30 protein-coding genes are annotated in these 25,010 nt (G+C 72.1%); 22 read left to right on the forward strand and 8 right to left on the reverse strand.

Features of this window, described 5'->3' with window-relative positions; translation table 11 throughout:
- Nucleotides 1-60: 60 nt before the first annotated feature.
- On the reverse strand, nucleotides 61-837 hold the full coding sequence (locus ACIPUC_RS25085; protein WP_446592330.1) for a response regulator transcription factor: 777 nt from the start codon (nucleotides 835-837) through the stop codon (nucleotides 61-63).
- Between the two features lie 495 nt (nucleotides 838-1,332).
- Here ACIPUC_RS25085 and ACIPUC_RS25090 point away from each other — a divergent pair, with 495 nt between their 5' ends.
- The 13 genes from ACIPUC_RS25090 (at nucleotide 1,333) to ygfZ (ending at nucleotide 10,989) form a co-directional block, all read left to right on the forward strand.
- Nucleotides 1,333-1,587 (forward strand): MoaD/ThiS family protein, encoded by a 255-nt coding sequence (locus ACIPUC_RS25090; protein WP_446592331.1) that lies wholly within the window; start codon nucleotides 1,333-1,335, stop codon nucleotides 1,585-1,587.
- A 10-nt stretch (nucleotides 1,588-1,597) separates the two neighbouring features.
- Nucleotides 1,598-3,043, forward strand: coding sequence for a hypothetical protein (locus tag ACIPUC_RS25095; protein ID WP_446592332.1), 1,446 nt, complete (start codon nucleotides 1,598-1,600; stop codon nucleotides 3,041-3,043).
- Between the two features lie 63 nt (nucleotides 3,044-3,106).
- Nucleotides 3,107-3,823, forward strand: a complete 717-nt coding sequence (locus tag ACIPUC_RS25100; RefSeq protein WP_446592333.1) for an LmeA family phospholipid-binding protein — start codon at nucleotides 3,107-3,109, stop codon at nucleotides 3,821-3,823.
- 161 nt (nucleotides 3,824-3,984) lie between these two features.
- Nucleotides 3,985-4,068: a putative leader peptide gene (locus ACIPUC_RS25105; RefSeq protein ID WP_350206375.1), complete on the forward strand. Its 84-nt coding sequence runs from the start codon at nucleotides 3,985-3,987 to the stop codon at nucleotides 4,066-4,068.
- Between the two features lie 237 nt (nucleotides 4,069-4,305).
- The gene (locus tag ACIPUC_RS25110; protein ID WP_446592334.1) at nucleotides 4,306-5,151 is read left to right on the forward strand and encodes a sulfurtransferase; all 846 of its coding nucleotides are present in this window, start codon (nucleotides 4,306-4,308) and stop codon (nucleotides 5,149-5,151) included.
- A 69-nt stretch (nucleotides 5,152-5,220) separates the two neighbouring features.
- On the forward strand, nucleotides 5,221-5,511 hold the full coding sequence (locus tag ACIPUC_RS25115; RefSeq protein WP_446592335.1) for a DUF1416 domain-containing protein: 291 nt from the start codon (nucleotides 5,221-5,223) through the stop codon (nucleotides 5,509-5,511).
- 110 nt (nucleotides 5,512-5,621) lie between these two features.
- Nucleotides 5,622-5,885: a DUF3099 domain-containing protein gene (locus ACIPUC_RS25120; RefSeq protein ID WP_362589897.1), complete on the forward strand. Its 264-nt coding sequence runs from the start codon at nucleotides 5,622-5,624 to the stop codon at nucleotides 5,883-5,885.
- Between the two features lie 113 nt (nucleotides 5,886-5,998).
- Nucleotides 5,999-6,823: a hypothetical protein gene (locus tag ACIPUC_RS25125; RefSeq protein WP_446592337.1), complete on the forward strand. Its 825-nt coding sequence runs from the start codon at nucleotides 5,999-6,001 to the stop codon at nucleotides 6,821-6,823.
- A complete protein-coding gene (locus ACIPUC_RS25130; RefSeq protein WP_446592338.1) occupies nucleotides 6,820-7,659 on the forward strand; it encodes a hypothetical protein in 840 nt (279 codons plus the stop codon). Before ACIPUC_RS25125 ends, ACIPUC_RS25130 begins: the two co-directional genes overlap by 4 nt.
- A complete protein-coding gene (locus ACIPUC_RS25135) occupies nucleotides 7,656-8,576 on the forward strand; it encodes a hypothetical protein (RefSeq protein WP_446592339.1) in 921 nt (306 codons plus the stop codon). The genes ACIPUC_RS25130 and ACIPUC_RS25135 overlap by 4 nt, the downstream gene beginning before the upstream one ends.
- 286 nt (nucleotides 8,577-8,862) lie before the next feature.
- The gene (locus ACIPUC_RS25140; RefSeq protein ID WP_446592341.1) at nucleotides 8,863-9,435 is read left to right on the forward strand and encodes an FABP family protein; all 573 of its coding nucleotides are present in this window, start codon (nucleotides 8,863-8,865) and stop codon (nucleotides 9,433-9,435) included.
- A 90-nt stretch (nucleotides 9,436-9,525) separates the two neighbouring features.
- On the forward strand, nucleotides 9,526-9,999 hold the full coding sequence (locus ACIPUC_RS25145; RefSeq protein ID WP_446592343.1) for a Fur family transcriptional regulator: 474 nt from the start codon (nucleotides 9,526-9,528) through the stop codon (nucleotides 9,997-9,999).
- Between the two features lie 21 nt (nucleotides 10,000-10,020).
- Nucleotides 10,021-10,989 (forward strand): CAF17-like 4Fe-4S cluster assembly/insertion protein YgfZ, encoded by a 969-nt coding sequence (gene ygfZ / locus ACIPUC_RS25150; RefSeq protein WP_446592344.1) that lies wholly within the window; start codon nucleotides 10,021-10,023, stop codon nucleotides 10,987-10,989.
- Between the two features lie 13 nt (nucleotides 10,990-11,002).
- Here ygfZ and dtd read toward each other — a convergent pair whose 3' ends face one another.
- The gene (gene dtd / locus ACIPUC_RS25155) at nucleotides 11,003-11,428 is read right to left on the reverse strand and encodes a D-aminoacyl-tRNA deacylase (protein ID WP_446592345.1); all 426 of its coding nucleotides are present in this window, start codon (nucleotides 11,426-11,428) and stop codon (nucleotides 11,003-11,005) included.
- Between the two features lie 186 nt (nucleotides 11,429-11,614).
- Between dtd and ACIPUC_RS25160 the strand changes: the two genes are divergently transcribed.
- The 3 genes from ACIPUC_RS25160 (at nucleotide 11,615) to ACIPUC_RS25170 (ending at nucleotide 14,281) form a co-directional block, all read left to right on the forward strand.
- Complete coding sequence (locus ACIPUC_RS25160; RefSeq protein ID WP_446592347.1) at nucleotides 11,615-12,157, forward strand: RsiG family protein; 543 nt, start codon at nucleotides 11,615-11,617, stop codon at nucleotides 12,155-12,157.
- 71 nt (nucleotides 12,158-12,228) lie between these two features.
- On the forward strand, nucleotides 12,229-13,473 hold the full coding sequence (locus ACIPUC_RS25165) for a GNAT family N-acetyltransferase (RefSeq protein WP_446592348.1): 1,245 nt from the start codon (nucleotides 12,229-12,231) through the stop codon (nucleotides 13,471-13,473).
- Between the two features lie 46 nt (nucleotides 13,474-13,519).
- Nucleotides 13,520-14,281, forward strand: coding sequence for a putative protein N(5)-glutamine methyltransferase (locus tag ACIPUC_RS25170; RefSeq protein ID WP_446592349.1), 762 nt, complete (start codon nucleotides 13,520-13,522; stop codon nucleotides 14,279-14,281).
- Nucleotides 14,282-14,297: 16 nt separating this feature from the next.
- Here the strand turns inward: ACIPUC_RS25170 and ACIPUC_RS25175 are convergent, their stop codons facing one another.
- A complete protein-coding gene (locus ACIPUC_RS25175; protein WP_446592350.1) occupies nucleotides 14,298-14,714 on the reverse strand; it encodes a VOC family protein in 417 nt (138 codons plus the stop codon).
- Nucleotides 14,715-14,804: 90 nt separating this feature from the next.
- Nucleotides 14,805-15,200 carry a helix-turn-helix transcriptional regulator gene (locus ACIPUC_RS25180; RefSeq protein WP_446592351.1) on the reverse strand — a complete coding sequence of 132 codons (396 nt, stop codon included), beginning with the start codon at nucleotides 15,198-15,200 and terminating at the stop codon, nucleotides 14,805-14,807.
- A 141-nt stretch (nucleotides 15,201-15,341) separates the two neighbouring features.
- Between ACIPUC_RS25180 and ACIPUC_RS25185 the strand changes: the two genes are divergently transcribed.
- From ACIPUC_RS25185 to ACIPUC_RS25195, 3 genes are all read left to right on the forward strand, one after another.
- Nucleotides 15,342-15,761: a helix-turn-helix domain-containing protein gene (locus tag ACIPUC_RS25185; protein ID WP_446592353.1), complete on the forward strand. Its 420-nt coding sequence runs from the start codon at nucleotides 15,342-15,344 to the stop codon at nucleotides 15,759-15,761.
- Nucleotides 15,762-15,784: 23 nt separating this feature from the next.
- Nucleotides 15,785-16,354 (forward strand): hypothetical protein, encoded by a 570-nt coding sequence (locus ACIPUC_RS25190; protein WP_446592354.1) that lies wholly within the window; start codon nucleotides 15,785-15,787, stop codon nucleotides 16,352-16,354.
- A gap of 141 nt (nucleotides 16,355-16,495) precedes the next feature.
- Nucleotides 16,496-16,834 carry a DUF2516 family protein gene (locus ACIPUC_RS25195; RefSeq protein ID WP_446592355.1) on the forward strand — a complete coding sequence of 113 codons (339 nt, stop codon included), beginning with the start codon at nucleotides 16,496-16,498 and terminating at the stop codon, nucleotides 16,832-16,834.
- A gap of 12 nt (nucleotides 16,835-16,846) precedes the next feature.
- Here the strand turns inward: ACIPUC_RS25195 and ACIPUC_RS25200 are convergent, their stop codons facing one another.
- The 3 genes from ACIPUC_RS25200 to ACIPUC_RS25210 all read right to left on the reverse strand — a co-directional run bounded on the left by ACIPUC_RS25200 (nucleotide 16,847) and on the right by ACIPUC_RS25210 (nucleotide 20,609).
- The gene (locus ACIPUC_RS25200; RefSeq protein WP_446592357.1) at nucleotides 16,847-18,154 is read right to left on the reverse strand and encodes a PP2C family protein-serine/threonine phosphatase; all 1,308 of its coding nucleotides are present in this window, start codon (nucleotides 18,152-18,154) and stop codon (nucleotides 16,847-16,849) included.
- 308 nt (nucleotides 18,155-18,462) lie between these two features.
- On the reverse strand, nucleotides 18,463-19,521 hold the full coding sequence (locus ACIPUC_RS25205; RefSeq protein ID WP_446592358.1) for an NlpC/P60 family protein: 1,059 nt from the start codon (nucleotides 19,519-19,521) through the stop codon (nucleotides 18,463-18,465).
- Between the two features lie 266 nt (nucleotides 19,522-19,787).
- On the reverse strand, nucleotides 19,788-20,609 hold the full coding sequence (locus ACIPUC_RS25210; protein WP_446592359.1) for a class I SAM-dependent methyltransferase: 822 nt from the start codon (nucleotides 20,607-20,609) through the stop codon (nucleotides 19,788-19,790).
- A gap of 284 nt (nucleotides 20,610-20,893) precedes the next feature.
- On the opposite strand from ACIPUC_RS25210, the gene mshA reads away from it, so the two are divergent.
- A complete protein-coding gene (mshA, locus tag ACIPUC_RS25215) occupies nucleotides 20,894-22,276 on the forward strand; it encodes a D-inositol-3-phosphate glycosyltransferase (protein ID WP_446592360.1) in 1,383 nt (460 codons plus the stop codon).
- Complete coding sequence (locus ACIPUC_RS25220) at nucleotides 22,269-22,757, forward strand: YbjN domain-containing protein (protein WP_446592361.1); 489 nt, start codon at nucleotides 22,269-22,271, stop codon at nucleotides 22,755-22,757. Before mshA ends, ACIPUC_RS25220 begins: the two co-directional genes overlap by 8 nt.
- On the opposite strand, the gene ACIPUC_RS25225 is transcribed toward ACIPUC_RS25220, so the two are convergent.
- Complete coding sequence (locus ACIPUC_RS25225) at nucleotides 22,729-24,039, reverse strand: MDR family MFS transporter (RefSeq protein ID WP_446592362.1); 1,311 nt, start codon at nucleotides 24,037-24,039, stop codon at nucleotides 22,729-22,731. The genes ACIPUC_RS25220 and ACIPUC_RS25225 overlap by 29 nt on opposite strands.
- A gap of 152 nt (nucleotides 24,040-24,191) precedes the next feature.
- On the opposite strand from ACIPUC_RS25225, the gene ACIPUC_RS25230 reads away from it, so the two are divergent.
- Entirely contained in the window at nucleotides 24,192-24,953 is a 762-nt protein-coding gene (locus ACIPUC_RS25230; protein WP_446592363.1) for a phosphoglyceromutase, read from the forward strand.
- Nucleotides 24,954-25,010 lie beyond the last annotated feature (57 nt).

Genomic DNA, 25,010 nt, shown 5'->3' on the forward strand with positions numbered 1-25,010 from the left:
AGTGGATGCTCACAGGAGCTTCGGCCGACCGGGTGACGGCCCCCCGGCCCGTGCGAAGGCCTAGGAAGCGGACTGTGCGCCGGCCTGTGCGCCGGCGTGTGCCGCGGCCTGGGCCGCCACCTTCGCCGCCGCCTGGGCCGCGGCCTCGGCGGCCGCCCGCTCGACCTTCTCCGGCGTGACGAAGCGGTAGCCGACGTTGCGGACCGTACCGATCAGCGACTCGTGCTCGGGGCCGAGCTTCGCGCGCAGCCGCCGTACGTGCACGTCGACCGTCCGGGTGCCGCCGAAGTAGTCGTAGCCCCAGACCTCCTGCAGCAGCTGCGCCCGCGTGAAGACCCGGCCCGGGTGCTGCGCGAGGTACTTGAGCAGCTCGAACTCCTTGAAGGTGAGGTCCAGGACCCGGCCCTTGAGCTTCGCCGAGTACGTGGCCTCGTCCACCGACAGGTCGCCGTTGCGGATCTCCATGGGGGAGTCGTCCGAGCCCAGCTGCTGACGGCCGGTCGCCAGCCGCAGCCGTGCCTCGACCTCGGCGGGACCGGCGGTGTCCAGGAGCACGTCGTCGATGCCCCAGTCCGCGGTGACGGCCGCGAGGCCGCCCTCGGTCACGACGAGGATCAGCGGGCAGCCCGGACCCGTGGAGCGGAGCAGCTGGCACAGCGACCGCACCTGCGGCAGGTCGCGGCGGCCGTCCACGAGGATGACGTCGGCGCCGGGGGTGTCCACGAGGGCCGGGCCCTCGGCGGGGGCCACCCGGACGTTGTGCAGCAGCAGGCCGAGGGCGGGCAGCACCTCGGTGGAGGGCTGCAGGGCGTTGGTCAGCAGCAGAAGAGAGCTCATGCCTGACCACCTGCCCGGGTCGGGCGGTTCTGCACGGATCGCTGGTCCATCACGTCGGTTCCTCCTCGGTCCCGTCGAGGACGTGCGCGGTACTGCTTCGTACGGTGACTCGGGTGACTCTGCCGGTCTCCATCCGGGCCCCGCGCCCTGAGGCCCCGATGGATACCACTGTTTCCGGTTCGTTCAACGTGCTGAAAGCACAAAAGGACCCGGGGGCAACATTGCCCGGATCCTCTCGCCAGCAGAATAGCCCACCGGTGCTTTCCGGGCCGAGGTCTCGCCGCGTCCTCTTCTGTGGTTCCTGCCACGCCCCTGACCTGGGGGCGCCTCCCAGCGGTAGCTGGGGCTATGCCCCGGTTTCGCCGGATCGGCGGCCCGCCGGGCGGGACCGCCGGTCCCGGGGGCGCACCCGGGGCGCGCGGAGGCACACCGGTGCGGGTGCGCGGAGGGGTCATCATGGAGGCCGACGGTAGAGAGCCGACGATAGGAGCTGCAGTGGCAAACGGAACCATCCGCTACTGGGCGGCGGCCAAGGCCGCGGCCGAGACGGCGGAGGAGCCGTACTCGGCGCGCACCCTGGCCGAGGCGCTCGACGCCGTGCGGGAACGCCACCCCGGGGAGCTGACCCGGGTCCTGCTGCGCTGCTCCTTCCTGGTGAATGACGAGCCTGTGGGCAAGCGCCCGCACGATTCCGTCCTGCTGAGCGAGGGGGGCACCGTCGAGGTGCTCCCGCCGTTCGCGGGCGGGTGAGCGGGAGCCGATGAGCACGCCTGAGGAACAGCAGCGGTACGAGCAGCAGCAGTACGAGCAGCAGCAGTACGAGCAGCAGCAGTACGAACTGCAGCAGCAGCAACAGCAGCAGCAGTACCAGGACCCGTACGGGACGCAGACCTGGCAGTCCGACACCTGGGACACCGGGTACCAGCCGGTGCATCCGCCGCTGGGCGGGGTGCCGGGGCAGCCGGTCGCCCCCGAGGGCTGGTTCCGCGACGAGGCCCCGGCCGCCGAGCAGGCCGCCGCCTACGCGCCGTCCGCGCCGGAGGGCTGGTTCCGTGACGAGGTGCCGGCTCCGGCTCCGGCCCAGGACTGGTCCCAGCCCGCCGAGGCCCCGGCCGCCGCCGCCGAACAGACCGCGTATCTGCCGCCGTACCCCGGCCCGGGCGCCGGTACGGTTCCCGCGCAGCAGCCGGCCGTGCCCGAGGGCTGGTTCCGCGACGAGGCCCCGGCCGCCGTCCCCGCGCCCGCGCCCGGCCCGGACCGGGCCGAGACGACCGCGTACCTGCCGCCCCAGGCGGCCGAGGCCCCGGTCGAGCAGACCGCGTACCTGCCGCCCGTGGAGGCCCTGGCGGACGAGGCGCCCGTACCCCCCGTACTGCCCGCGCCGACGGAGCCCGCCGGCGAGGCGCCCGAGTACTCCCCGCCCACACTCGGCGGCAACACCCTGCGCGCCGTCGACCCGGCCAAGGCCCGCGCCGAGGGCCTGTCGCCGATCATCGACCCCGGTCCGCAGCCGGCCATACTGACCGCCGTCCTCGGCGTGCTGCTGGCCGTGGCCGCCGCCGTCGGCCAGTACGCCCTGCTCCTGCCGCTGATCGCCCTCCAGGGGCTGACCGCGGCCGGCTGGTTCCGCCTCAACGGCATGTGGCCCGCCCGGCAGGGCATCGCCGTGGCCTTCGCCGGAGCCCTCGTCGCCGACGTGGCGGTGCTCGCGGTGGACGAGGCGTACGGCCCCGGCGCGATCATCGGCACCCTCGGAGCCTGGGTGCTGCTCACCCTCGTGCTCCAGCTGCGCAGTCACGCCGATCCCGACGAGCGGATGTACGGCCTGATGGCCTCGGTGGCCTCCGCCGCCCTCGCCATCGCCTGCGCCGGCTACCTGGCCGCGGACACCGCCGCCGTCACCGTCGGCGCGGCCGCCGTCGCGGTCGCCGTGTTCGCCCGCGCGCTGCCGCTGCCGCCCGCGCCCTCGGTCGGCGTCTCGCTGGCCGCGGCCGCCGGTGCGGGCATCGCCATCGGCCCGCTGGCCGGAGCCGGGGTGGGCGGCGGGGCGCTGCTCGGCCTCGTGGCCGGGGTGTGCGCGCTGGTCGGGCTGCGCGTGGCGGCGTACGACTACCCGTCGAAGTTCGTCCACATGACGGCCGGTGTCGCACTGCCGCTGGCGGCCGCCGCTCCCACCGTGTACCTGATCGGCCGGGTGGTGAGCTGATCCCTGCCCGACACGGGGCATGGTCCACTAGAACGCACGTACCGACTAGTAGGGGGAGGGCACGTGCGTTTCCTGCGCGCCGTCATGATCATCGGGGTGGTTCTGGGAGCCCTGTTCGTGGGAGCCGACCGGTGGGCGGTGAGCTATGCCGAGAACCGGCTGGCCGACCGGATCCAGGCCCGGCAGGGACTGGCCGGCAGCTCTGAGGTGGAGATCTCCGGCTTCCCGTTCCTGACCCAGGCGCTCAGCCACGACCTGGAGCGGGTCGACCTCAAGCTCCGGGGCGTCGAGGTGGCCGCGGACGGCCGCAAGACGCGGCTCTCCGAGCTCGACGCCACGTTCCGCAGCGTGAAGCTGAACGGGGACTACAGCGGCGGCACCGCCAAGCGGGCCGAGGGCACCGGCCTCATCACGTACGCGGACCTGACCGCGGCCTCGCAGACCGGCGCGACCCTGTCCTACGGCGGGGCGCCGGGCAAGGTGCGGGTGACCGCGTCGGTGAACGTCGTCGGCCGGACGCTGGAGCGCAGCGTGGTGTCGACCATCACCCTCGAGGACGCGCAGGACGGAAAGGGCGGCAAGATCGTCCGGGTGCGCGCCGACGCGGTGCCGGGCGAGGGGATCCCGGGGGTCGAGAAGCTGGTCCGCAACAAGACCGACTTCGACCGCAACATCGACGGCGGACTGCCCGCCGGGCTGCACCTCTCCGCCCTGACCTCGGACGAGGCCGGTGTGCACCTCACGCTGGGCGGCACGGACGTGGTACTGGCCGGATCGTGAGACGGCGGGGTCCGATCCGCAGAAGGACGGGCCCCGCGAGGGCTCCGGAGGGCGGCGCGGCGGCCGCCCCGAGAGCCGCGATCCCAATATTCGGACGATCCTGTCTCGGAATATGACACACCGGTGACAGGGCGGCCGTTTCGTCCCTACGATCCATGGCTATGAAGCATCAGCAGGCGGACCTCACGAAGCGGCGGGCAGTAGACCTGTGTCGCGTCGCCGCCATGCTCTGTCGATCCATGTGACGTGTGAGCGCATCCGCTCCACCAGCGCCGGACGACGGCCCTTCCCGCGTGACCGCACCTGCCTCCTGATCCCCTGACGCCATCCTCGCGCCGGACCGGATCCGCGAGCGCACCCGGACGTACGCACGCCCGCACCAGCCGGCAGCACCAGCAACCGCAGCCGGCAGTGCGCAGCACAGCCAGCATCGCCAGCACCCCCAGCACAGCCCCGCCGCACACTGCCCCGGAGGAGACACCATGAGCCGCAGCGACGTCCTCGTAGACGCCGACTGGGTCGAGGCCCACCTGAACGACGCCAACGTCGTCATCGTCGAGGTGGACGAGGACACGTCCGCCTACGACAAGAACCACATCACCAACGCCGTCCGGATCGACTGGAAGTCCGACCTCCAGGACCCGGTCCGCCGCGACTTCGTGGACCAGGAGGGCTTCGAGAAGCTCCTCTCCGCCAAGGGCATCTCCAACGACGACACCGTCGTCCTCTACGGCGGCAACAACAATTGGTTCGCGTCCTACGCCTACTGGTACTTCAAGCTCTACGGCCACCAGGACGTGAAGCTCCTCGACGGCGGCCGCAAGAAGTGGGAGCTCGACTCCCGCGACCTGGTCGACGGCAAGGACGTCCCGAACCGCCCGGCCACCCAGTACAAGGCCAAGCCCCAGGACACCTCGATCCGCGCCTTCCGCGACGACGTCGTGGCCGCGATCGGCTCCCTGAACCTGGTCGACGTGCGCTCGCCCGACGAGTTCTCCGGCAAGCTGCTCGCCCCGGCGCACCTCCCGCAGGAGCAGTCGCAGCGCCCCGGCCACGTGCCGAGCGCCCGCAACATCCCGTGGTCGAAGAACGCCAACGACGACGGCACCTTCAAGTCGGACGAGGAGCTGACCGCCCTCTACCAGGAGGAGCAGGTCGACCTGGCGAAGGACACCATCGCCTACTGCCGCATCGGTGAGCGCTCCGCGCTCACGTGGTTCGTGCTGCACGAGCTCCTGGGCCAGGAGAACGTCAAGAACTACGACGGCTCTTGGACCGAGTACGGCTCGCTGGTCGGCGTGCCGATCGAGCTCGGCGCCAACAAGTAACCCTGCCGGGCACGCAGGGCCTCGTAGGCCCGTAGCAGTCAGAACTTCTCTCTAGGACAGGACAGAGACATGTGTGGAGCACAGATCGGCGGGCCCGACCTCGCGACGCTCAAGCCCGGTGAGACCGCGATCCAGGGTCAGATCACGAAGGGCGGCGAGCCGGTGTCCGGCTACGTCCGCCTGCTGGACTCGACCGGCGAGTTCACCGCCGAGGTCCCGACCTCGGCGACCGGCCAGTTCCGCTTCTACGCGGCCACCGGCTCCTGGACGCTGCGCGCGCTCGTCCCGGGCGGCACGGCGGACCGCAAGGTCGTGGTCGCCGAGGCCGGCGGCGTGACGGACGTGGCGATCGCGGTCTGAGCACCGCACATGTGATCGCCTTTTGATCGGCCGAAGGGCCGCACCCCAGGGGTTGGACGCCACTGGAACGGGGTGCGGCCCTTCGTGCCGTCTGCTTTTAGGCTGGAGGCATGTACGCCCGGCGCCGACGCGTCTACTTCCTGCTCATGGGCGGATGCCTGTTCCTCTTCGTCTCCGCCTGGTCCTTCGTGCGCCTGTGGTCGGTGGAGGCCGCCGTGGCCCTGTGCGTGGTCGCCATGGTCATCCCGCCGGTCGCCGCGGTGATCGCGAACCGGCGCGGCCCGGACGACCGCTGGTGGGACGACCCCTCGGGGGACCCGAAGTCCGACGAGTGGTGGGACGAACTGGACGGAAAGCGGCGTCCCGAGGAGTGAAACCCAGCGAGATAAGAATGTAATGAGCATTCATGCAACCGGTCTCCTCCGGCACGGGTCATGGGTACGCGCGGGTAGTCGGCCTGCGCCTCCTGTCCTGTGGGGGGACTCCTTTGGAACACGAACAGACCATCCCTGAGCAGCGGAAAGAGGAGGAGACCACCCCGGAATCGGACACTCCGGACCTGGCCGCGGAGGCCGCCGGGGCCACCGAGCCCGCCGCCGCACCGCGCCGCCGGGGCCGTACCACCGTCCTGATCGCGGGCGCGGCCGTCCTCGGCATCCTCGCCGGCACGGTCACCGGCTACGCGGTCCAGTACCACCGCGAACCCACCGCGCTCCCGCCGCTGGCCCAGCAGAAGATCGTCGTGCCGTCGCCGATCGCGCCGAACGAGGCGACCACCCGTCGCTCCGTCAACGCCAACCGCTGGGACAAGGCGGAGGAGGACCTCGCCAAGAAGCTGCTGGAGGCCCCGGGCGGCGCGAAGGACGGCTACTCCGGTTACGAGTCGCTCGACATGTTCGCGGCGGCCTACTACGAGTCCCCTGACCGCGGCTTCGACTCCATCGCCCAGGACGTGCGGCGGATCGCCACGGCGGGCTGGCGGCAGGGCGAGCACGACTTCATCGAGATCCGGCTGCTCCAGTTCCAGGACCAGCACTCGGCCCAGGAATACCAGGAAGGCCAGTCCTCGTACCAGGACGAGGAGAAGCGCGCGGGCAACGACGGCTTCGCGCTGCCCGGCGTACCCGACGGCTACGGCCGCGGCTGGCTCTACAAGCCGAAGACGAAGGCGGGGTACCACCCGCTGCGCCAGGCCCGGGCCATCCTCCGGCGCGGGGACATCGTGATGGACGTCGAGCTCACGAACAACCGGGGTGACGTCTCCCAGGCCGAGATCACCGACCTGGCCAAGCGGCAGATGGAGCGGCTGTGACCGAGCAGGAGAACGACGCCGTGACCGGTCCGGCGTCGGAGCAGGACGCACCGGTCTCCCCGCGCCCGCCGCGCAGGGTGAACCGCAGGACGACGGCCCTGGTCGCGGGCGGGCTCGGCCTGGCCGTCCTCGCGGGCGGCGGCTTCTGGGCCGCGGGCAGGATCGACCAGGCCGACCGGACCTCCCCGACGCGCTACTGGGTACCGGACGGCCCCCGGCCGACCGCCTCGGCGGCCCCGGTGCCGACCGTGCCGCCCAACGAGCTCACGGGCAAGCTGCTGCCGGTCCCCGCGAGCTATGAGCTGGGTCCCGACCTGGAGGACGAGGGCAACGACTTCTACGTGTCGGGCGAGCGCGCGGTCCAGGCCGTGAAGGACTCCCGGACGGGGCTCTCCGCCGCCGAGCGCGCCGAGAGGGACAAGGCCGTGGCCGAGCTGAAGCTCAAGGGCGTGGCCGGTCGCAGCTACACCCTCTCGTACGCCGGCCCGATCACCGAGATCGAGCTCACGCAGGCGGACCCGCAGGCACTCGTCAAGTTCGCGGACCTCAACAAGAAGCTCCTCGACGTCCTCGTGGCGCTGGGCGAGAAGAAGAAGGAGGCGCCCGCCGTCGAAGGGTTCCCGCAGGCCAAGTGCGTCCTGCTGGACATCGTCGAGGAGCGGACCGCCTCGCAGAAGCCCGAGACGATCGAATCCCTCGACTGCGTGGCCGTCGAGGGCGACGTGCTGGTGACCTTCCGTTCGTACGGTCCCCGGCACCGGTTCGACGTGAAGACGGCCGTCGGTCTGTTCACGAAGCAGCTGAACCACCTGAAGTCCCCCGGGGAGTCCGTGTGACCGAGCACAGCACCACCGACGCCGCACCCGCTGAGGGACCGGACCTCGTGGCCGAGCCGGTGCCCGAGCCGGCTCCCGAGCCGGTGCCCGAGCCGGCTCCCGAGCCGGTGCCGGCCGCGCCGAAGGACCGACGGAAGCTCTTCGCCGCGCTGCGGTGGACCGCCGCCGTTCTCGTCTTCGCCGCCGTCGGCGCGGGCACCGCGTACGGGGTCGTCCAGCCGGAGCGGACCAAGATCCCCGGGCTGTCCACGCTGCCCGACGGCCGCTGGACCTACCCGGAGCTGGCCAAGCCCGAGCTGCCGGCCGGAGCCCCGCTGCCCGGCGCCACCGACAACCCGGACGGCACGCACTACGCCGCCTTGAGCGGCCTGCTGCTCCCCGCCCCCGACGGGTCCCGGCCCGACGGCACCGTCAAGGCGGACAAGGACGGGAAGGTGGAGCCGGACGCCTTCCTGGAGGAGTACGCCCCCGACGACCGGCCGAAGCTCAAGGAGGGCTTCGAGTACGAGGGGCTGCGCCAGATCACCGGCCGGTCCTGGACCATGCCCGACGGCACGCGGACCCGCGTCTACCTGCTGCGCTTCCACTCCTCCAGCTTCGTGGACACCTTCCGCGGCTGCGGCATCAACACCCGGCTGACCGGCGCCGACTCGCTCTCGGTCGACTTGTCGTGGAGCAAGGCCAAGACGGAGCAGTTCAGCAACATCGGGAGCGGCGGCTTCGCCGGATCGGGCACCGTCAGCTCCAGCGAATACAGCCTCTACGAGGAGGCCAAGCCCTTCGGGGACGAGCAGGTCCGCTTCGGCTGCCTGCAGATGGGTGACGTCCAGGGAGTGGTCGTCCAGTCCCGCAAGGGTGGGCTGCCGGTCATTCCCTTCCACCAGACGGTGATCCTCCAGAGCCAGCTGCTGAGCTGAGGTCGGTCCGGCCGACCTCGCAGAGTGCGCCGGTCCCCGGGCCAGTAGGCTTGGGGACCGGCCGTACCCTCCCCGGACTCCGTCCGTGGAGGACCCCCAAACGAATCCTCCGAGGAGCACCCCGTGCTTGAGGCAGTCTTCACCTCCCTGCTGGTCCTGGTCTGCGTCGGCGTCCTCGCCTTCACCGTCCTGGCCGTCAAGAAGCTGTACCAGGGTCAGCGCTGAGCGTCCGCCCAGCCGACGACCGCCCCGGAACCCCTCCCACAGATCGCCTGAGCAGCCATCCATGATCCAGATCCCGTCCGACCTGAACCCGGGCCTCGTCCCCCTCGCCTTCCTCCTCGGCAACTGGGAGGGAGCGGGAGTCTTCGACTTCCCCGGTGAGGAGAAGTGCAACTTCGGCCAGGAGGTCGTCTTCAGCCACGACGGCCGGGACTTCCTGGAGTACACCTCCCGCACCTGGGTCCTCGACGCCGAGGGCAACAAGGTGCGGCCGCTGGAGTCCGAGTCGGGTTACTGGCGCATCGACAAGGACCGCCAGGTCGAGATCGTCATGGTCCGCGACCAGGGCGTCATCGAGGTCTGGTACGGCGAGCTCGCCGACCAGAAGCCCCAGATCGACCTGGTCACCGACGCCGTCGCGCGCACCGCGGCCTCCGGCCCGTACAGCGGCGGCAAGCGGCTCTACGGCTACGTGAAGAGCGACCTGATGTGGGTCGGTGAGAAGGCCACTCCGGAGGTGGAGCTGCGCCCGTACATGTCGGCCCAGCTGAAGAAGGTCGTCACTCCCGAGGAGGTCGCCGAGATGGCGCGCAACCTCCCGGACATGCCGGACGACGGCATCGCCTTCTTCCGCTGATGCGCTGATGCGCTGACCGTTCTCAGCCGACGGGAAAGGGGACCGCGGGCAGTCCTGCGGTCCCCTTCCCGCGCTTACACTGGCCGGGTGGTGAGCACCGAGAGGGCCGAGGGCGACGCCGGGCGCGCCGAAGGCGTCGACTGGAAGACCGACCTGCGGCAGCGCGGATACCGCCTGACACCGCAGCGCCAGCTCGTGCTGGAAGCGGTCGACGCCCTGGAGCACGCCAGCCCCGACGAGATCCTCGCCGAAGTGCGCAAGACCGCCTCCGGCGTCAACATCTCCACCGTCTACCGCACGCTGGAGCTGCTGGAGGAGCTGAAGCTCGTCTCGCACGCCCACCTCGGGCACGGCGCGCCCACGTACCACCTCGCCGACCGGCACCACCACATCCACCTGGTCTGCCGCGACTGCAGCGACGTAATCGAGGCCGATGTGGACATCGCCTCCGAGTTCACCGCGAAGCTCCGCGACACCTTCGGCTTCGAGACCGACATGAAGCACTTCGCGATCTTCGGCCTGTGCAAGAAGTGCGCCGCCAAGCACCGTGCCGGGCATGCGTAGCCGAGTCGTACGCTTGGTCCCATGACCAGCAGCCCCTTGCTCCATCTCCCCGGCGCCGTGCAGGCCGAAGGCCGCGACGAGGGCGTCGCCGCCCACTACGGCGAGCTGTACGGCGAACAGCGCGCCCTCGCGGACGGCCGCGGCTTCGTCGACCTCTCGCACCGCGGGGTCGTCACCGTCACCGGCCCGGAGCGGCTGAGCTGGCTGCACCTGCTGCTCACCCAGCACGTCACCGAGCTGCCGGCCGGGCAGGCCACCGAGGCGCTGATCCTCTCCGCCAACGGCCACATCGAGCACGCCCTGTACCTCGTCGACGACGGCGAGACGACGTGGGCGCACGTGGAGCCCGGCACCCAGGGGGAGCTGATCGGCTACCTGGAGTCCATGAAGTTCTTCTACCGGGTCGAAGTCGCCGACCGCACCGAGGAGTTCGCGGTCGTGCACCTGCCGGCCGGCTCCATCGCCGAGGTGGCCAAGGAGTACGTCGTACGGGAGACCGCACACGGCCGCGACGTCTTCCTGCCGCGCACCGCGCTGGAGGCCTTCGCCGCCGGCCACGGCCCCGCCGCCGGGCTCCTCGCCTACGAGGCCCTGCGCGTCGAGTCGCACCGGCCGCGGCTCGGCCTGGAGACCGACCACCGCACCATCCCGCACGAGCTCGGCTGGATCGGCACCGCCGTGCACCTGCAGAAGGGCTGCTACCGCGGCCAGGAGACGGTGGCCCGCGTCCACAACCTGGGGAAGCCGCCGCGCCGCCTGGTCTTCCTGCACCTGGACGGCTCCGAGGTGGTCCTGCCCGCGCACGGCGCGCCCGTCCGGCTCGCCGCAGACGGGGAGGAGGGCCGGCAGCTGGGCTTCGTGACCACGGCCGTGCGCCACCACGAGCTGGGCCCGATCGCGCTCGCGCTGGTCAAGCGGAACGTCCCGGTGGACGCGCCGCTGCTGGCCGGCAAGACGGCCGCCGCGCAGGAGGTCGTCGTAGCGCCGTGACGTCCGGTCGCAACTAGACGTCGATGACGATGGTGAACGGTCCGTGGTTGGTCAGCGAGACCCGCATGTCCGCCCCGAAGCGGCCGGTCTCCACCGTCGCGCCCAGCGCCCGCAGCTGCGCCACGACCTCCTCGACCAGCGGCTCGGCCACCGGTCCGGGCGCGGCCGCGTTCCAGGTGGGCCGACGGCCCTTGCGGGCGTCTCCGTAGAGCGTGAACTGGGAGATCACCAGCAGCGGGGCGTTCACGTCGCTGCAGGACTTCTCCGCCTCCAGGATCCGCACCGACCACAGCTTGCGGGCCAGCAGCGCCGCCTTCTCCGGAGTGTCGTCGTGGGTCACCCCGACCAGGACGCACAGCCCCTCGCCGACGATCTCGCCCACGGCCTCGCCGTCCACGACGACGCTCGCGCCGTCCACCCTCTGAACCACAGCTCGCATACCACCTGTGTACCAGCCGTGCACCCGTCCGGGGCCGATCGGGTGGAGTGGGACTGCATGGGGGCCACGGAGAGTGGCACCATGCACGCAGGCGGTGCGGGTGGCCGCACCGGTCGAGGGGACGGACTCGTTCGTATGAATACTTCTGGTACCTCCGTACCTGCATCACCCGCTGCCGCGTCGTCCATGGCCGCTGTCGCTGCCGCGGTACGACCGCCCGCGCAGCGCACCGCCGACAGCGCGGCCCCGGCCGGCGCGCCGACCAGCGGCCTCGGTCTGCCGGAGCTGCGCGCGCTGCGCCGCGACGCGCAGCGCGACGAGGCCGATCTGAGCTACGTGCGCCGCCTGCTGCAGGGCCGCATCGACATCCTCCGGGCCGAGCTGGCCCGGCGTACCGACCCCGAGGCGCCGGTGGTGGACCGGCTCTCCGAGATCCTCGCCGACGCGCCCTCCAGCCGCAGCGCCTCCGCCCGGCACGTCACGCTCGGCACCCCGCACAGCGAGGAGTACCGGCTGCTCGCGGCCGAGATGCTGGCCGACGTGGAGCTCTCGGACCTGGCCGCGCGCACGGACGGCGAGCTCTACGACGGGATGGGCAAGCTGGTGCGCTACGAGCAGCAGGTCTCGCGGCGCCGGCAGCAGCTCCAGCGCACCGTGGACGACTGCAGCGCGGAGATCACCCGCCGCTACCGGGAGGGCGAGGCGCAGGTGGACGACCTGCTGGTCTGAGGCACACCCCGCGCGGGGCCGCCGGAAAACCGGGCGACTCGGGGCCGGTCGGGCGATTAGCGTGGCCTGTCATGAGTGCTGAAGTGCGGCCGATCGCCGAGTCCGAACTCGCCGAGTGGATGCGGACCCTGAGGACCGGGTTCCTGACCCCGGGCCGGGTGACGGAGTCCGATGTCGCCCTCCGGGCCAAGTACAGCGACCTCGCCCGGATGCTGGGTGCCTTCGACGCCGGTACCGGCCGCTGCGTGGCGACCTTCCGCTCCTTCGACCAGCGGCTGACCGTGCCGGGCGGGGCGGCCGTCCCGGCCAGCGCCGTCTCGAACGTCACCGTGCTGCCCACGCACCGCCGCCAGGGCCTGCTGACCCGGCTGATGGCCGCCGAACTCGCCGCCGCCCGCGCGCGCGGGGACGTGCTGTCCACCTTGATCTCCGCCGAGTACCCGATCTACGGGCGGTACGGGTACGGGCCCGCCGCCTCGATCTCGGAATGGGAGATCGACGTACCGCGCACCGGACTGGACCGGCGCTGGTCGGGGCCCGCGGACGGCGGGCGGATCGAGCTGGTGGACGCGGCCCGGGTCCGCGAGGTGGGGCCGCAGCTGCACGAGCGGCTGCGCGCGGTCACGCATGGGGCGGTGGACCGGGACGGGCGCTGGTGGAGCCTGGCGACCGGCCTGGAGGAGATGTCGCACCTCCCGTACCAGGAGAAGTTCCACGCCGTGTACCGGACGGCGGCGGGCGAGGTGGCCGGGCTGGCCGTCTACACCGCCGACGACCACTGGACGGACGCGAAGGTTCCGCTGAATACCGTGCAGGTCAAGGACCTGATCGCGGTCACGCCGGACGCGGAGCGGGCGCTGTGGCACTTCCTGTGCTCCATCGACTGGGTGCTGAAGGTCCGCACCGGCGGCCGGGCCCCCGACGACCTCGTCACGCAGTTCCTGCCCGATCCGCGGTCCGCCCGGCCGCTGACCTCGGCGGACTTCCTGTGGGTGCGGCTGCTGGACGTCGTACGGGCGCTGCGCGCGCGGACGTACGCCGTGCCGGGGGTGCTCGTGCTCGAGGTCGAGGACGCGGCTGGGCTCGCGGACGGCCGCTACCGGCTGGACGCGGGGACCGGCGGGTGCGAGCGCACCGAGGACCCGGTGGACCTGCGGCTGGACGTGTCCGCGCTGGGCTCCCTGTACCTCGGCGACGAGTCCGCGGTGCGGCTGGGCGCGCTGGGGCGGGTGGCCGAACTGCGGCCGGGCGCGCTGGCGCTGGCCGACGCGGTGTTCCGTACGGCGCGCCGGCCGTGGTGCCCGGACGTCTTCTGACGTGCAGACTCCTTCTGACGCGCAAGAGAACCGAGGACTGAGGTATTTGACGAATCTGGTGGAACAACTGCGTACGGCCGGCTGCGTCTTCGCGGAGGAGGAGGCGGACCTGCTGCGCGCCGCCGCCCGGGACGAGGGCCACCTGGCGGAGCTGCTGGCCCGGCGGGTCGGCGGCGAACCGCTGGAACACGTGGTGGGCTGGGCGGAGTTCTGCGGGCTGCGCGTGGACGTGGGTGCGGGGGCCTTCGTGCCGCGCAGGCGCAGCGAGTTCCTGGTGGCGGAGGCGGTGGCGCCGGCCCGGCCGGGCGCCGTGGTGCTGGATCTGTGCTGCGGGGTCGGCGCCCTGGGTGCCGCGGTCGCGGCGCGGGTGCCGGGTGGCGTGGAACTGCACGCGGCGGACATCGATCCGGCGGCGCTCGCGTACGCGCGGCGCAACGTGGCCCCGTACGGCGGCAGCGTGTGGGAGGGCGACCTGTACGCCCCGCTCCCGGCGTCGCTGCGGGGGCGGGTGGACGTGCTGGTGGTCAACGCCCCCTACGTGCCGACGGAGGAGATCGGCTTCATGCCCTCGGAGGCCCGGGAGCACGAGCCGCTGGTCTCCCTGGACGGCGGCCCGGACGGCCTGGACGTCCACCGCCGGGTGGCGGCGGACGCCCTGGCCTGGCTGGCGCCGGGCGGCCGCCTGCTCATCGAGACGAGCGCCCGCCAGTGCCCGTCGACCGCCTCGGCCCTGGCCTCGGCGGGCCTGAAGACCCGGGTGGCCACCTCGGAGGAGCTGTACGCGACGGTGGTGATCGCCGGGCGCTGAGCGTGCTCTGCCCGGTCTACCGCTTGCGGGGCTGGTTGAAGCGGAGCATGTTGCCCGAGGGGTCGCGGAAGGCGCAGTCGCGGACGCCGTAGGGCTGGTCGACCGGCTCCTGGAGGACTTCGCCGCCCGCCGCCCGGATCCGCTCGAAGGTGGCGTCCACGTCGTCCGTGGAGAAGATCACGCCGCGCAGTTGGCCCTTGGCCAGCAGTTCGGCCATCGCCTGCCGGTCGGCCGGGGAGGCGTTGGGGTCGGCGAGCGGCGGTTCGAGGACGATCTCCACGTCCGGCTGCGACGGGGAGCCGACGGTCACCCAGCGCATCCCCTCGAAGCCGACGTCGTTGCGCACCTCCAGGCCGAGGGCGTCGCGGTAGAAGGCGAGCGCCTTGTCGTGGTCGTCGACGGCGATGAAGCAGGTCGAGAGCTTGATGTCCATGCCCCGACGCTACGAGACGGCGGCGGAACCCGCTTCTCCGATGCTGATCCGTCGGCGTGTTCCCGCTGCCCGCTGCCGCTTCTGCTGCCGCTACCTGTTCCTGACCGGTCGGGTGAGGACCTTGGCGACGCACGCCGGGATCGGGGCGCCCGCCTCGTGGGGGCGGGCCCGGTAGGCGCTCGGTGTCTCGCCGACCAGCTCGGTGAAGCGCGAGCTGAACGACCCGAGCGAGGTGCAGCCGACCGCGAAGCACACGTCGGTCACGCTCATGTCGCCGCGGCGCAGCAGCGCCTTCGCCCGCTCGACGCGGCGGGTCATCAGGTAGGTGTACGGGGTCTCGCCGTAGGCGGCGCGGAAGCTGCGGGAGAAGTGCCCGGACGACATGAGGGCGACCTTGGCCAGCGCCGGGACGTCGAGCGGCAGCGCGTAGTCGCGGTCCATCACGTCCCGGGCGCGGCGCAGCCGTACCAGGTCCTCCAGGGTCACGGCACCAGCATGGCACGGCGCTCCGACAGTCAGGGGGACGGCAGCGGGTCACGGGGGCGGCAGCCGCGGGTGACGGCCGCGGGTGGGAGATGCTGCAAGCAGTCGCTTGCAATAGTTAGCAGAGTCGGGCAGGATCGGGGCATGGCATCGCTCAACGTCGGAAACCTCGGCGAGTACCTCCGTGAGCAGCGTCGGCAGGCCCAGCTCTCGCTGCGGCAGCTGGCCGAGGCGGCGGGGGTGTCGAATCCGTACCTGAGCCAGATCGAGCGCGGGCTGCGCAAGCCGAGCGCGGACATCCTCCAGCAGCTGGCCAAGGCGCTGCGGATCTCCGCGGAGACGCTGTACGTGCAGGCCGGGATCCTGGATGAGCGGGACCGGGACGAGGTGGAGACGCGGGCCGTCATCCTCGCCGACCCGTCCATCAACGAGCGGCAGAAGCAGGTGCTGCTCCAGATCTACGAGTCGTTCCGCAAGGAGAACGCGCTCGACGCGCCCGAGGTGCCGGACGTACCCGGCGTACCCGACGCGCCCGCCGGCGAGAAGCCGTCGCAAACGAACTGAACTTGATCCGGGAGGACCAGCACATGGCCATCGCCGATGACCTGAAGAAGACCCTCACCGACCCCACTCCCCTCTACTTCGCCGCCGGTACGGCCGACCTGGCCGTGCAGCAGGCCAAGAAGGTGCCGGGGCTCATCGAGCAGCTGCGCGCCGAGGCCCCGGCGCGCATCGAGGCCGTGAAGAACACCGACCCCAAGGTCGTGCAGGAGAAGGCCGCGGCGGCGGCCAAGGAGGCGCAGGAGGCGGTCAGCGCCAAGGTCGCCGAGGTGTTCGGCGCGATCGACGCGAAGAAGCTCGGGGAGACCGCGCAGGACTTGGCGCTGCGCGGCGTCGGCGTGGCCGCGGAGTACGCGGTCCGCGCCAAGGAGACGTACGACAAGGTCGCCGAGCACGGTGAGCAGGCCGTCCGGGCGTGGCGGGGCGAGGTCTCCGAGGAGATCGTCGAGATCGCCGTGGCCGTCGAGCCGGAGCCCGAGGCCGAGCCGGCCGCCGCGGAGGCGTCCGCCTCCGAGGAGAAGACCGCGGCGAAGAAGACCACCGCGCGCAAGAGCACGGCCAAGAAGGCCGCCGCCACGGCGGGCGACGAGGGCTGAAGCGCTTGAGCGTCGGCGGGCCGGGCACCTTGAAGGTGTCCGGCCCGTTGTCGTTCGTGAGGGCGGCGGTGCCGGTAGCGTGGAAGCGGGCGGCATCCCGCCGGCAGTGCGAGGCAAGAGCGTGAGAAGGCGGTCGAAGCGATGTTGATGGACGGGTTCGATCAAGGCGTGATCCCGATGCTGGGGCTCGCCATGCTGGTGCTCGCCGTCGTGGCCTTCGTGTTCGCGCTGATCGCGCGCGAGGACGCGTACCGGGCGGCCGACAAGCAGACCAAGACGTTCTGGCTGGTCATCCTCGGGATCACCGTCCTCGTGGACTTCTTCCTGGGGATGCTGTTCCTGCAGATCGCCGGGCTGGTCGCCACCATCGTGTTCTTCGTCGACGTGCGCCCCGCGCTCAAGCAGGTCTCGGGCGGCGGGCGGCGCAGCGGCGGCAGCAGCAGCGACGGTCCGTACGGGCCGTACAACGGCGGACGGTAACCGGGCAGGCCGTCAGGACGCGCCGCGGGAGAGCAGGACCACGGCCACGTCGTCCGTGAGCTCGCCGCCGTTGAGGCGGCGGGCCTCGGTGACCGAGGCCTCCAGCAGGTTCTCGCCGCTCAGGCCGTCGTCCAGGTGGCGGTTGATCATCTCGACCATGCCGTCCTGCCCCAGGCGCTCCTTGCCCGCGCCGATCCGGCCCTCGATCAGCCCGTCGGTGTAGAGCATCAGGCTCCACGTACCGCCGAGCTCGACCTGGCGCCGGGGCCAGCGGGCCTTGGGCAGCAGTCCGAGCGCCGGGCCGCTGTTCTCGTACGGGAGCAGTCGCGCGGGGCGGCCCGGCCTGGAGATCAGCGGTGCGGGGTGGCCGGCCAGGCACAGGCCGGCGCGGCGGCCGTCCGGGGCGATGTCCACCGTGCACAGCGTCGCGAAGATCTCCTCGCAGGGACGTTCCACCTCCAGGACCTCCTGCAGCGTGGCCAGCAGGTCGTCGCCGCACAGGCCGGCCAGGGTCAGGGCGCGCCAGGCGATGCGCAGCTCGACGCCGAGGGCCGCTTCATCGGGGCCGTGGCCGCAGACGTCGCCGATCATGGCGTGCACGGTGCCGTCGGGGGTGCGGACGGTGTCGTAGAAGTCGCCGCCGAGCAGGGCCCGGCTGCGGCCGGGGCGGTAGCGCGCGGCGAAGCGGAGGTCCGAGCCCTCCAGGAGGGGGTTGGGGAGCAGTCCGCGTTCCAGGCGGGCGTTCTCCTGGGCGCGCAGTTTCGATTCTGCAAGCTTGTACTGGGCGATGTCGGCCCGTTTTCTCTCCACCGCGTACCGGATGGCGCGGCTCAGCAGCCGGCCGTCCAGCTCGTCCCGGAAGAGGAAGTCCTGGGCGCCGACCCGGACGGCCTCGGCGGCGCGCTCGGCGTCCGCCTCGGCGGTGAGGACGAGGACGGCGTGGCGGGGGGCGATGCGGAGCACCTGGCGCAGGTTGGCCAGCTGGTCCGCGGCGGTGGTGGTGGCGGCCGCGGTGCGGGGGCCCGTGTCCGGCAGGGCCAGGTCGAGCAGGATGCAGTGGACGTCGGGGGTGAGCAGCCGTGCGGCCTCGGTGAGGTTGCGGGCGGTGCGGAGGCGGATGCGGTGGCCGTCGCTGTCGAGGATCTCGGGGACGGTGAGGCCGCCGGCGGGGTCGTCCTCGATGACCAGGAGGGTCAGCGGGGTCGTGTGCGTGGTCGCCTGCGGCGTCGCCTGCACCAGGGGTGGGGCGGTGGCGGTCAGAACAGCCTGACCGTTCTCCGTGGCCGGGGTGTCCCTCTGCCGCGGTACGGGTACGGGCATCGTCTCCGGTTCCTTCCCTCCCCCCGAGGGTGCGCTCGTGCGCCGACCCTAGCCGCCCGGCACGGCGGGCGGAATGCCGTGGTCGGCCAGGGCCTCCGTCATATGCCGTTATCGCGGGGGAAAATCGGCCTCACTGGATGACAAAGGTCACGTGGGGCCGCGTTCCGTCCCGCCCTTCGAGACGTCCGGCGGGCCGCTTTGGTTGCCTGCGGCGCCCGCCTGGACCCTGCCCTGGACCCAGCCCTGGATCCCGTCGGGGGCGGAGTCCCAGCAGCGGCGCCGCACCCGGGCCGACCAAACCGCCGGGGCTACGCGTCGGGGCGGACCACTGCCTTGATCGGCATGGAGCCGGCGCCCGCGATCGTGACGTGGCGGCCCGGGCGGGGGGCGTGGACCATCGCGCCGTCGCCGATGTACATGCCGACGTGGCTCGCGTCGTCGAAGTAGATGATCAGGTCGCCCGGGCGCATGTCCTTCAGCGCGACCTTCGGCAGCAGCCGCATCTGCTCCTGCGAGGTGCGCGGGATCGGCCTGCCCGCCGACAGCCAGGCCTGGGAGGTCAGGCCGGAGCAGTCGAACGCGTCCGGGCCCTCGGCGCCCCAGACGTACGGCTTGCCCATCTGGGCCGCGGCGTACTGCACGGCCCGCTTCCCGGCGGCCGTCGCCGCGCCGTTGACGTCCTTCATCGCGCCCGTCGACAGCCACGCCGTCTGCGCCTTGTACTGCGCTTCCTGCTCCAGCTGGATCAGCCGGGCCTTCTCCTCGGCCTCCAGCTTGTTCTCCAGCTCCTCCGCCGCCTTGATCTTCTCCTCGATCTGCTTCTTCGCGTCCTCCTGCTTGATTCGGTTGGCCTCGAGCAAGGCCCACTGCGCGCTCGCGTCCTGCGCGTACCGCTTCAAGTCGTTCTGGGTGCGGTCCAGTTCGGTCAGCATGTCCGAGGCGGCCTTCTCGCCCTGGCGCAGCCGGTTCGCCCCGTCGAGGAACTGGTTCGGATCCTCGCTGAGCGCCAGTTTCGCGCTCGGCGGCAGTCCGCCCGAGCGGTACTGGGCGCGGGCGGCGGCGCCCGCCCGGCCCTTCAGGGTGGAGATGCGCTCCTGGCCGGCGACGACCAGGTTCGCGATCTCGACGATCTTGTCCGACTGGGCCTTGGCTTCGGCCTCGGCCTGGTTGTAGGAGTCCGTGGCGGCGCCCGCCTGCCGGTACAGCTCCTCGATGTCCTTGCGGACCTGTTCCAGGGACTTCGCGCCCGGCGCGGGAGAAGGAGCCGCAGGCGCCCCGGGTGCCCCAGGCGTCGCCGGAGCGACGGGCGCCCCCGGCGCCGCGTACGCCACACCCGTCGCCAGCCCCGGCGCCGTCAGTATCGCCATCGCGCACAGCAGCCCGAGCCCGCTCGCGCCCCGCCGTCGCCGTTCGGCCCCCATGGTCCCCCCAGGCACCCAGAGTCGGATCCCGCATCACCCTGCAAGGGATCTGACTATCCATCAGTAACTTGTCTCTGCCTTCGGGATGGTGCCACGAGCCGGTGAATTCCGACACCCTTGTGGATGCCGTCCCGATCTTGTCCGCCCCAACGGACCCCACCCCTGACGGCTCAACGGGCGATCCGTATCACCGGTTCCACCGCACACCGCATTCACCCCGTCGGCCGCAACGCCTCCCAGCAGACCGTCAGTTCCCCCTGCCGCCACCGCACCGGCCCGTCCGCAAGCGGCCAGTCGCCCGCCAGCGCCCGCGCCGTCCGGATCCAGCGCTGCCGCGCCCCGTACGAGGCGTACGGGGCCGCTGCCGCCCACGCCCGGTCGAAGTCGCGCAGGAACGCGTGCACCGGCTCGCCCGGCACGTTGCGGTGGATCAGCGCCTTCGGCAGCCGCTCCGCCAGGTCCGAGGGGCGCTCCAGGGAGCCCAGCCGGGTCGCGAAGGTCACCGTGCGCGCCCCCTCCGGCCCCAGCGCGACCCACACGTGCCGCCGCCCGATCTCGTCGCAGGTCCCCTCCACCAGCAGCCCGTCCGGGGCCAGCCGCGCGCACAGCCGCTCCCACACCGCCGCGACCTGCTCCTCGTCGTACTGGCGCAGCACGTTCGCCGCCCGGATCAGCGCCGGGCGGGCCCCGTCCTCCAGCGGTACCTCGAAGCCGCCGTGCCGGAAGCTCAGCCCCTCCCGCTCGTACGGCTTCGCTCCCGCCACCCGCGCGGGCTCGATCTCGATGCCGACCACCCGCACCCGCGGAGCCGCCTCGCGCAGCCGCGCCAGCAGCTCGACCGCCGTCCAGGGGGCGGCCCCGTAGCCGAGGTCCACCGCGACCGGCGCCTCGGCGCGCCGCAGCGCCGCCCCGTGCGTGGCGGCGATCCAGCGGTCCATCCGGCGCAACCGGTTCGGGTTCGTCGTCCCGCGCGTCACCGAGCCCACGGGGCGGCCGGGGGCGCGGCTCGTTGTCGGAGTGGTGCGGGAGGCCATGAGCCGAGAGTAAGCGGAGCCCCCTCGCGGGAGGAAAAACCGGTCGCGGCCGAGATCCGGCCGAGATCCGGCCACGTCCCGGCCGAGAAAAGTCGCGGAAATCCGGCCACCCCGGAATGCGCGGGGCGGCCATCCGGGTTGCACTCCTTGCAGGGCGCCCGGCGCGCCCCTGTCGGCATGCCCGGCCACCGCCCGTCGGCATGCCGTGCCGCCGTCCGCGTGGCGTCCCCGTGCCGTCCCGTGTCGTCCGGTCCGAGTGTCGTCGAGCGAGAGGAACTGCTCCCTTGAGCCAGTACGTGTCCCGCCTCGGCGGCAGCCTCACCGGCCGCCTCGCCGCCGCCCGTGCCACCCGGCACGAGCCGCCGCGACTGCGCCTGCCGGCCGTCGGCCACCACCGCAAGCCCCGCCGCGTGGCCATGCTCAGCGTCCACACCTCCCCGCTGCACCAGCCCGGCACCGGCGACGCCGGCGGCATGAACGTCTACATCGTCGAGCTGGCCAAACGCCTCGCCGCGATCAACATCGAGGTCGAGATCTTCACCCGGGCCACCGCCGGCGGTCTGCCGCCCGTGGTCGAGCTGGCCCCCGGGGTCCTCGTACGGCACGTGGACGCGGGCCCGTACGAGGGCCTCGCCAAGGAAGAGCTCCCGGCCCAGCTGTGCGCCTTCACCCACGGCGTGATGCAGGCCTGGGCCGGCCACCGCCCCGGCTACTACGACCTCGTCCACTCCCACTACTGGCTCTCCGGGCACGTCGGCTGGCTCGCCGCCGAGCGCTGGGGCGTCCCGCTCGTGCACGCCATGCACACCATGGCCAAGGTCAAGAACGCCGCGCTGGCCGAGGGCGACACGCCCGAGCCCGCCGCCCGCGTCATCGGCGAGACCCAGATCGTGGCCGCCGCGGACCGGCTCATCGCCAATACCGCCGAGGAAGCCGACGAACTCGTCCGGCACTACGAGGCCGACCCCGGCAAGGTCGCCGTCGTCCACCCCGGCGTGAACCTCGACCGCTTCACCGTCGGCGACGGCCGGGCCGCCGCCCGCGCCCGCCTCGGCCTGCCGCAGGACGCCGTCATCCCGCTCTTCGCCGGGCGGATCCAGCCGCTGAAGGCCCCCGACATCCTGCTGCGCGCCGTCGCCGAGCTCGTCGACCGGGACCCCTCGCTGCGCGGCCGCCTCTTCGTCCCCGTCGTCGGCGGCCCCAGCGGCAGCGGCCTCGCCAAGCCGGAGGGCCTGCAGAAGCTCGCCGCGAAGCTCGGCATCGCCGACCTCGTGCACTTCCACCCGCCGGTCGGGCAGGACAGCCTCGCCGACTGGTTCCGGGCGGCGTCCGTGCTGGTCATGCCCTCGTACAGCGAGTCCTTCGGGCTCGTCGCCATAGAGGCGCAGGCCACCGGCACGCCCGTGCTCGCCGCCGAGGTCGGGGGACTGCCCGTCGCCGTCAACGATGGGATCACCGGCATCCTCGTACCCGGCCACGATCCGGTGGACTACGCGCGTGAGCTGCGGCGTTTCGTGGACGACCCCTGGCTCGCGGACCGGATGGGCGCCGAGGCGGCGCGGCACGCGCAGTTCTTCGGCTGGGACACGGCCGCGAGCGGCACGGCCGACGTGTACACCGCAGCGATGCATGATCACCGCCGTCGCGTACGCTCCCACCATGGCTGACACCGCCGAGATCATCGAGGCCGCGCTCACCGGCGCCGGGCTGAGCTGGGAGAGCCCCGAGCCGGGCTCGTACGTCGTCCAGCTCCCCGGCACCCGCAAGCTGAGCACCACCTGCTCGCTCCGCGTCGGCCGGCACGCGCTGTCGGTCAACGCCTTCGTGATCCGCCACCCGGACGAGAACGAGGCCGGCGTCCACCGCTGGCTGCTGGAGCGCAACCTCAAGCTGTACGGGCTGAGCTACGCGGTGGACCGCCTCGGCGACATCTACCTGACCGGCCGGCTACCGCTCTCGGTGGTCGAGCCGGAGGAGCTGGACCGGCTGCTCGGCACGGTGCTCGAGGCGGCGGACGGCGCCTTCAACACGCTGCTGGAGCTCGGTTTCGCCGGGGCGATCCGCCGCGAGTACGAATGGCGCGTCTCCCGCGGCGAACCGACCCGCAACCTGGACGCGTTCAAGCACCTGACGCAGCCGTCGGCCTGACCTCGGCCGGTACGGCCCCCGCCGCGGGCTCGGTTCCGGTCCTGATCCCGATTCCGGTCCCTGTCCCGGTCCCGGACTCGGCGGGAAGGTTGCGCATCAGCAGCCAGTACCCGAGCCCGGCGACCGTCCCGAGGGCCGCTGTCGCCCCCCAGAGCCAGCCCGCGCCGAACCGGTCGATCATCCCGCCCGCCAGCAGCGGCGCGATCAGCGAGGCCACCGCCCAGGACATCGTGTACATCCCCTGGTAGCGGCCGCGCCCGTGCACCGGGGAGAGCCGGGCGACCAGGCCCATCTGGGTCGGCGAGTTGATGATCTCGCCGAGGGTCCACACGCAGACGGTCAGCGCCAGCACCCCGATCGACCCGCCGAACGCCGTCAGCCCGAACCCGTACCCGGCCAGCAGCGCCGAGACCACGAGCAGCTTCTGCGGGTCTTGGCGCTCGATGAACCGCGTGAGCGGAATCTGCAGCACCACGATCATCACGCCGTTCACGGCGACGACCAGCCCGTAGTCCCCGGTGGAGAAGCCCGCGGCGCCCATCGCCAGCGGCAGCCCGAACGACCCCTGCATGAAGATCAGCGAGATCAGGAACGACAGCCCGACCACCGCCATGAAGCGCCCGTCGCGCAGCACCGTGCCGAGCCCGATCTCCGGCTCGTCCGCCGCCGCGGCCGCGTCGCCCTTCTCGGGCCGGGACTCGGGCAGCTTCACGAAGACGAGCACCGCGCACACCAGCGTCAGCGCCGCCTCGCCCAGGAACCCGGCCAGGTAGCTGTACTCGGCGACGAAACCGGCGACCGTCGCGGAGATCGCGAAGCCGAGGTTGATGGCCCAGTAGTTCAGCGCGAAGGCCCGCACCTGGTCCTCGGGGCGGACGATGTCGGCCAACATCGCCTGCACGGCGGGCCGCGAGGCGTTGGAGGCCATGCCCACCAGCAGCGCGACGGCCGCGATCGCCGCCGGATGCTCCATGAAGCCGAGGAGCGCGACCGACAGGGCGGTCGCGACGTTCGCGGCCATCAGCGTCGGCCGGCGCCCGAGCCGGTCGGTCATCACCCCGGCGACCAGCGAGGAGATCACCCCGCCCAGCCCGTGCAGGGCGACCACGAGTCCCGCGAAGGAGGCCGAGTAGCCCCGGTCCAGGGTCAGGTACAAGGTCATGAACGTCGCCACGAAGGCCCCGAGCCGGTTCACCAGGGTGCTCGTCCACAGCCACCAGAACGCGGGCGGCAGACCCGACACGCTCTCCCGGGCGGCCCGTCTCAAACTGGCAGCGGACATAAGGGATCCCCCCGGCGATGTAAGTGTCTCTTCGGCTCGCCGCACATTACGAGCGGGGGGTCTGCCCGCGCCACTCAATTGACGTCCGGCGTCAATCGGCGGGCGCGGACACCGCGCGCGAGCGCCCCGGGCCGTCCATTAGGCTCGTACGCATGGCCGACGCACCGTACAAGCTGATCCTCCTCCGCCACGGCGAGAGCGAGTGGAACGCGAAGAACCTGTTCACCGGCTGGGTGGACGTCAATCTCAACGAGAAGGGCGAGAAGGAGGCGGTCCGCGGCGGTGAGCTGCTCAAGGACGCCGGCCTGCTCCCCGACGTCGTGCACACCTCGCTCCAGAAGCGCGCGATCCGCACCGCGCAGCTGGCGCTCGAGGCCGCCGACCGTCACTGGATCCCCGTGCACCGCTCCTGGCGCCTGAACGAGCGCCACTACGGCGCCCTCCAGGGCAAGGACAAGGCCCAGACCCTCGCCGAGTTCGGCGAGGAGCAGTTCATGCTGTGGCGCCGCTCGTACGACACCCCGCCGCCGGCCCTCGAGGACGGTACGGAGTTCTCCCAGTCCGAGGACCCGCGCTACGCCTCGATCCCGCCGGAGCTGCGCCCGCGCACCGAGTGCCTCAAGGACGTCGTCGTCCGCATGCTCCCGTACTGGTACGACTCGATCGTCCCGGACCTGCTGGACGGCCACACGGTGCTGGTCGCCGCGCACGGCAACTCCCTGCGCGCCCTGGTCAAGCACCTGGACGGCATCTCCGACGCCGACATCGCGGGCCTGAACATCCCGACCGGCATCCCGCTCGCCTACGAGCTCGACGCCGACTTCAAGCCCCTCAAGCCGGGCGGCACCTACCTCGACCCGGCCGCGGCCGCGGCCGCCATCGAGGCCGTCAAGAACCAGGGCAAGAAGAAGTAGCAAGAGCGGTCAAGCCCCTGACCTGCACGCACGGTGCGGGTCAGGGGCTTTCGTTCG

The sequence above is a fragment of the Streptomyces sp. LARHCF249 genome (assembly GCF_052871255.1).

Coding starts and splice junctions, on each gene's coding strand:
- ACIPUC_RS25085 (WP_446592330.1), bottom strand. CDS start 837: ATGAGCTCTCTTCTGCTGCTGACCAACGCCCTGCAGCCCTCCACCGAG.
- ACIPUC_RS25095 (WP_446592332.1), top strand. CDS start 1,598: ATGAGCACGCCTGAGGAACAGCAGCGGTACGAGCAGCAGCAGTACGAG.
- ACIPUC_RS25105 (WP_350206375.1), top strand. CDS start 3,985: ATGAAGCATCAGCAGGCGGACCTCACGAAGCGGCGGGCAGTAGACCTG.
- ACIPUC_RS25110 (WP_446592334.1), top strand. CDS start 4,306: ATGAGCCGCAGCGACGTCCTCGTAGACGCCGACTGGGTCGAGGCCCAC.
- ACIPUC_RS25115 (WP_446592335.1), top strand. CDS start 5,221: ATGTGTGGAGCACAGATCGGCGGGCCCGACCTCGCGACGCTCAAGCCC.
- ACIPUC_RS25120 (WP_362589897.1), top strand. CDS start 5,622: ATGTACGCCCGGCGCCGACGCGTCTACTTCCTGCTCATGGGCGGATGC.
- ACIPUC_RS25140 (WP_446592341.1), top strand. CDS start 8,863: ATGATCCAGATCCCGTCCGACCTGAACCCGGGCCTCGTCCCCCTCGCC.
- ygfZ (WP_446592344.1), top strand. CDS start 10,021: ATGACCAGCAGCCCCTTGCTCCATCTCCCCGGCGCCGTGCAGGCCGAA.
- dtd (WP_446592345.1), bottom strand. CDS start 11,428: ATGCGAGCTGTGGTTCAGAGGGTGGACGGCGCGAGCGTCGTCGTGGAC.
- ACIPUC_RS25160 (WP_446592347.1), top strand. CDS start 11,615: ATGGCCGCTGTCGCTGCCGCGGTACGACCGCCCGCGCAGCGCACCGCC.
- ACIPUC_RS25165 (WP_446592348.1), top strand. CDS start 12,229: ATGAGTGCTGAAGTGCGGCCGATCGCCGAGTCCGAACTCGCCGAGTGG.
- ACIPUC_RS25175 (WP_446592350.1), bottom strand. CDS start 14,714: ATGGACATCAAGCTCTCGACCTGCTTCATCGCCGTCGACGACCACGAC.
- ACIPUC_RS25185 (WP_446592353.1), top strand. CDS start 15,342: ATGGCATCGCTCAACGTCGGAAACCTCGGCGAGTACCTCCGTGAGCAG.
- ACIPUC_RS25190 (WP_446592354.1), top strand. CDS start 15,785: ATGGCCATCGCCGATGACCTGAAGAAGACCCTCACCGACCCCACTCCC.
- ACIPUC_RS25195 (WP_446592355.1), top strand. CDS start 16,496: ATGTTGATGGACGGGTTCGATCAAGGCGTGATCCCGATGCTGGGGCTC.
- ACIPUC_RS25200 (WP_446592357.1), bottom strand. CDS start 18,154: ATGCCCGTACCCGTACCGCGGCAGAGGGACACCCCGGCCACGGAGAAC.
- ACIPUC_RS25205 (WP_446592358.1), bottom strand. CDS start 19,521: ATGGCGATACTGACGGCGCCGGGGCTGGCGACGGGTGTGGCGTACGCG.
- ACIPUC_RS25210 (WP_446592359.1), bottom strand. CDS start 20,609: ATGGCCTCCCGCACCACTCCGACAACGAGCCGCGCCCCCGGCCGCCCC.
- ACIPUC_RS25220 (WP_446592361.1), top strand. CDS start 22,269: ATGGCTGACACCGCCGAGATCATCGAGGCCGCGCTCACCGGCGCCGGG.
- ACIPUC_RS25225 (WP_446592362.1), bottom strand. CDS start 24,039: ATGTCCGCTGCCAGTTTGAGACGGGCCGCCCGGGAGAGCGTGTCGGGT.
- ACIPUC_RS25230 (WP_446592363.1), top strand. CDS start 24,192: ATGGCCGACGCACCGTACAAGCTGATCCTCCTCCGCCACGGCGAGAGC.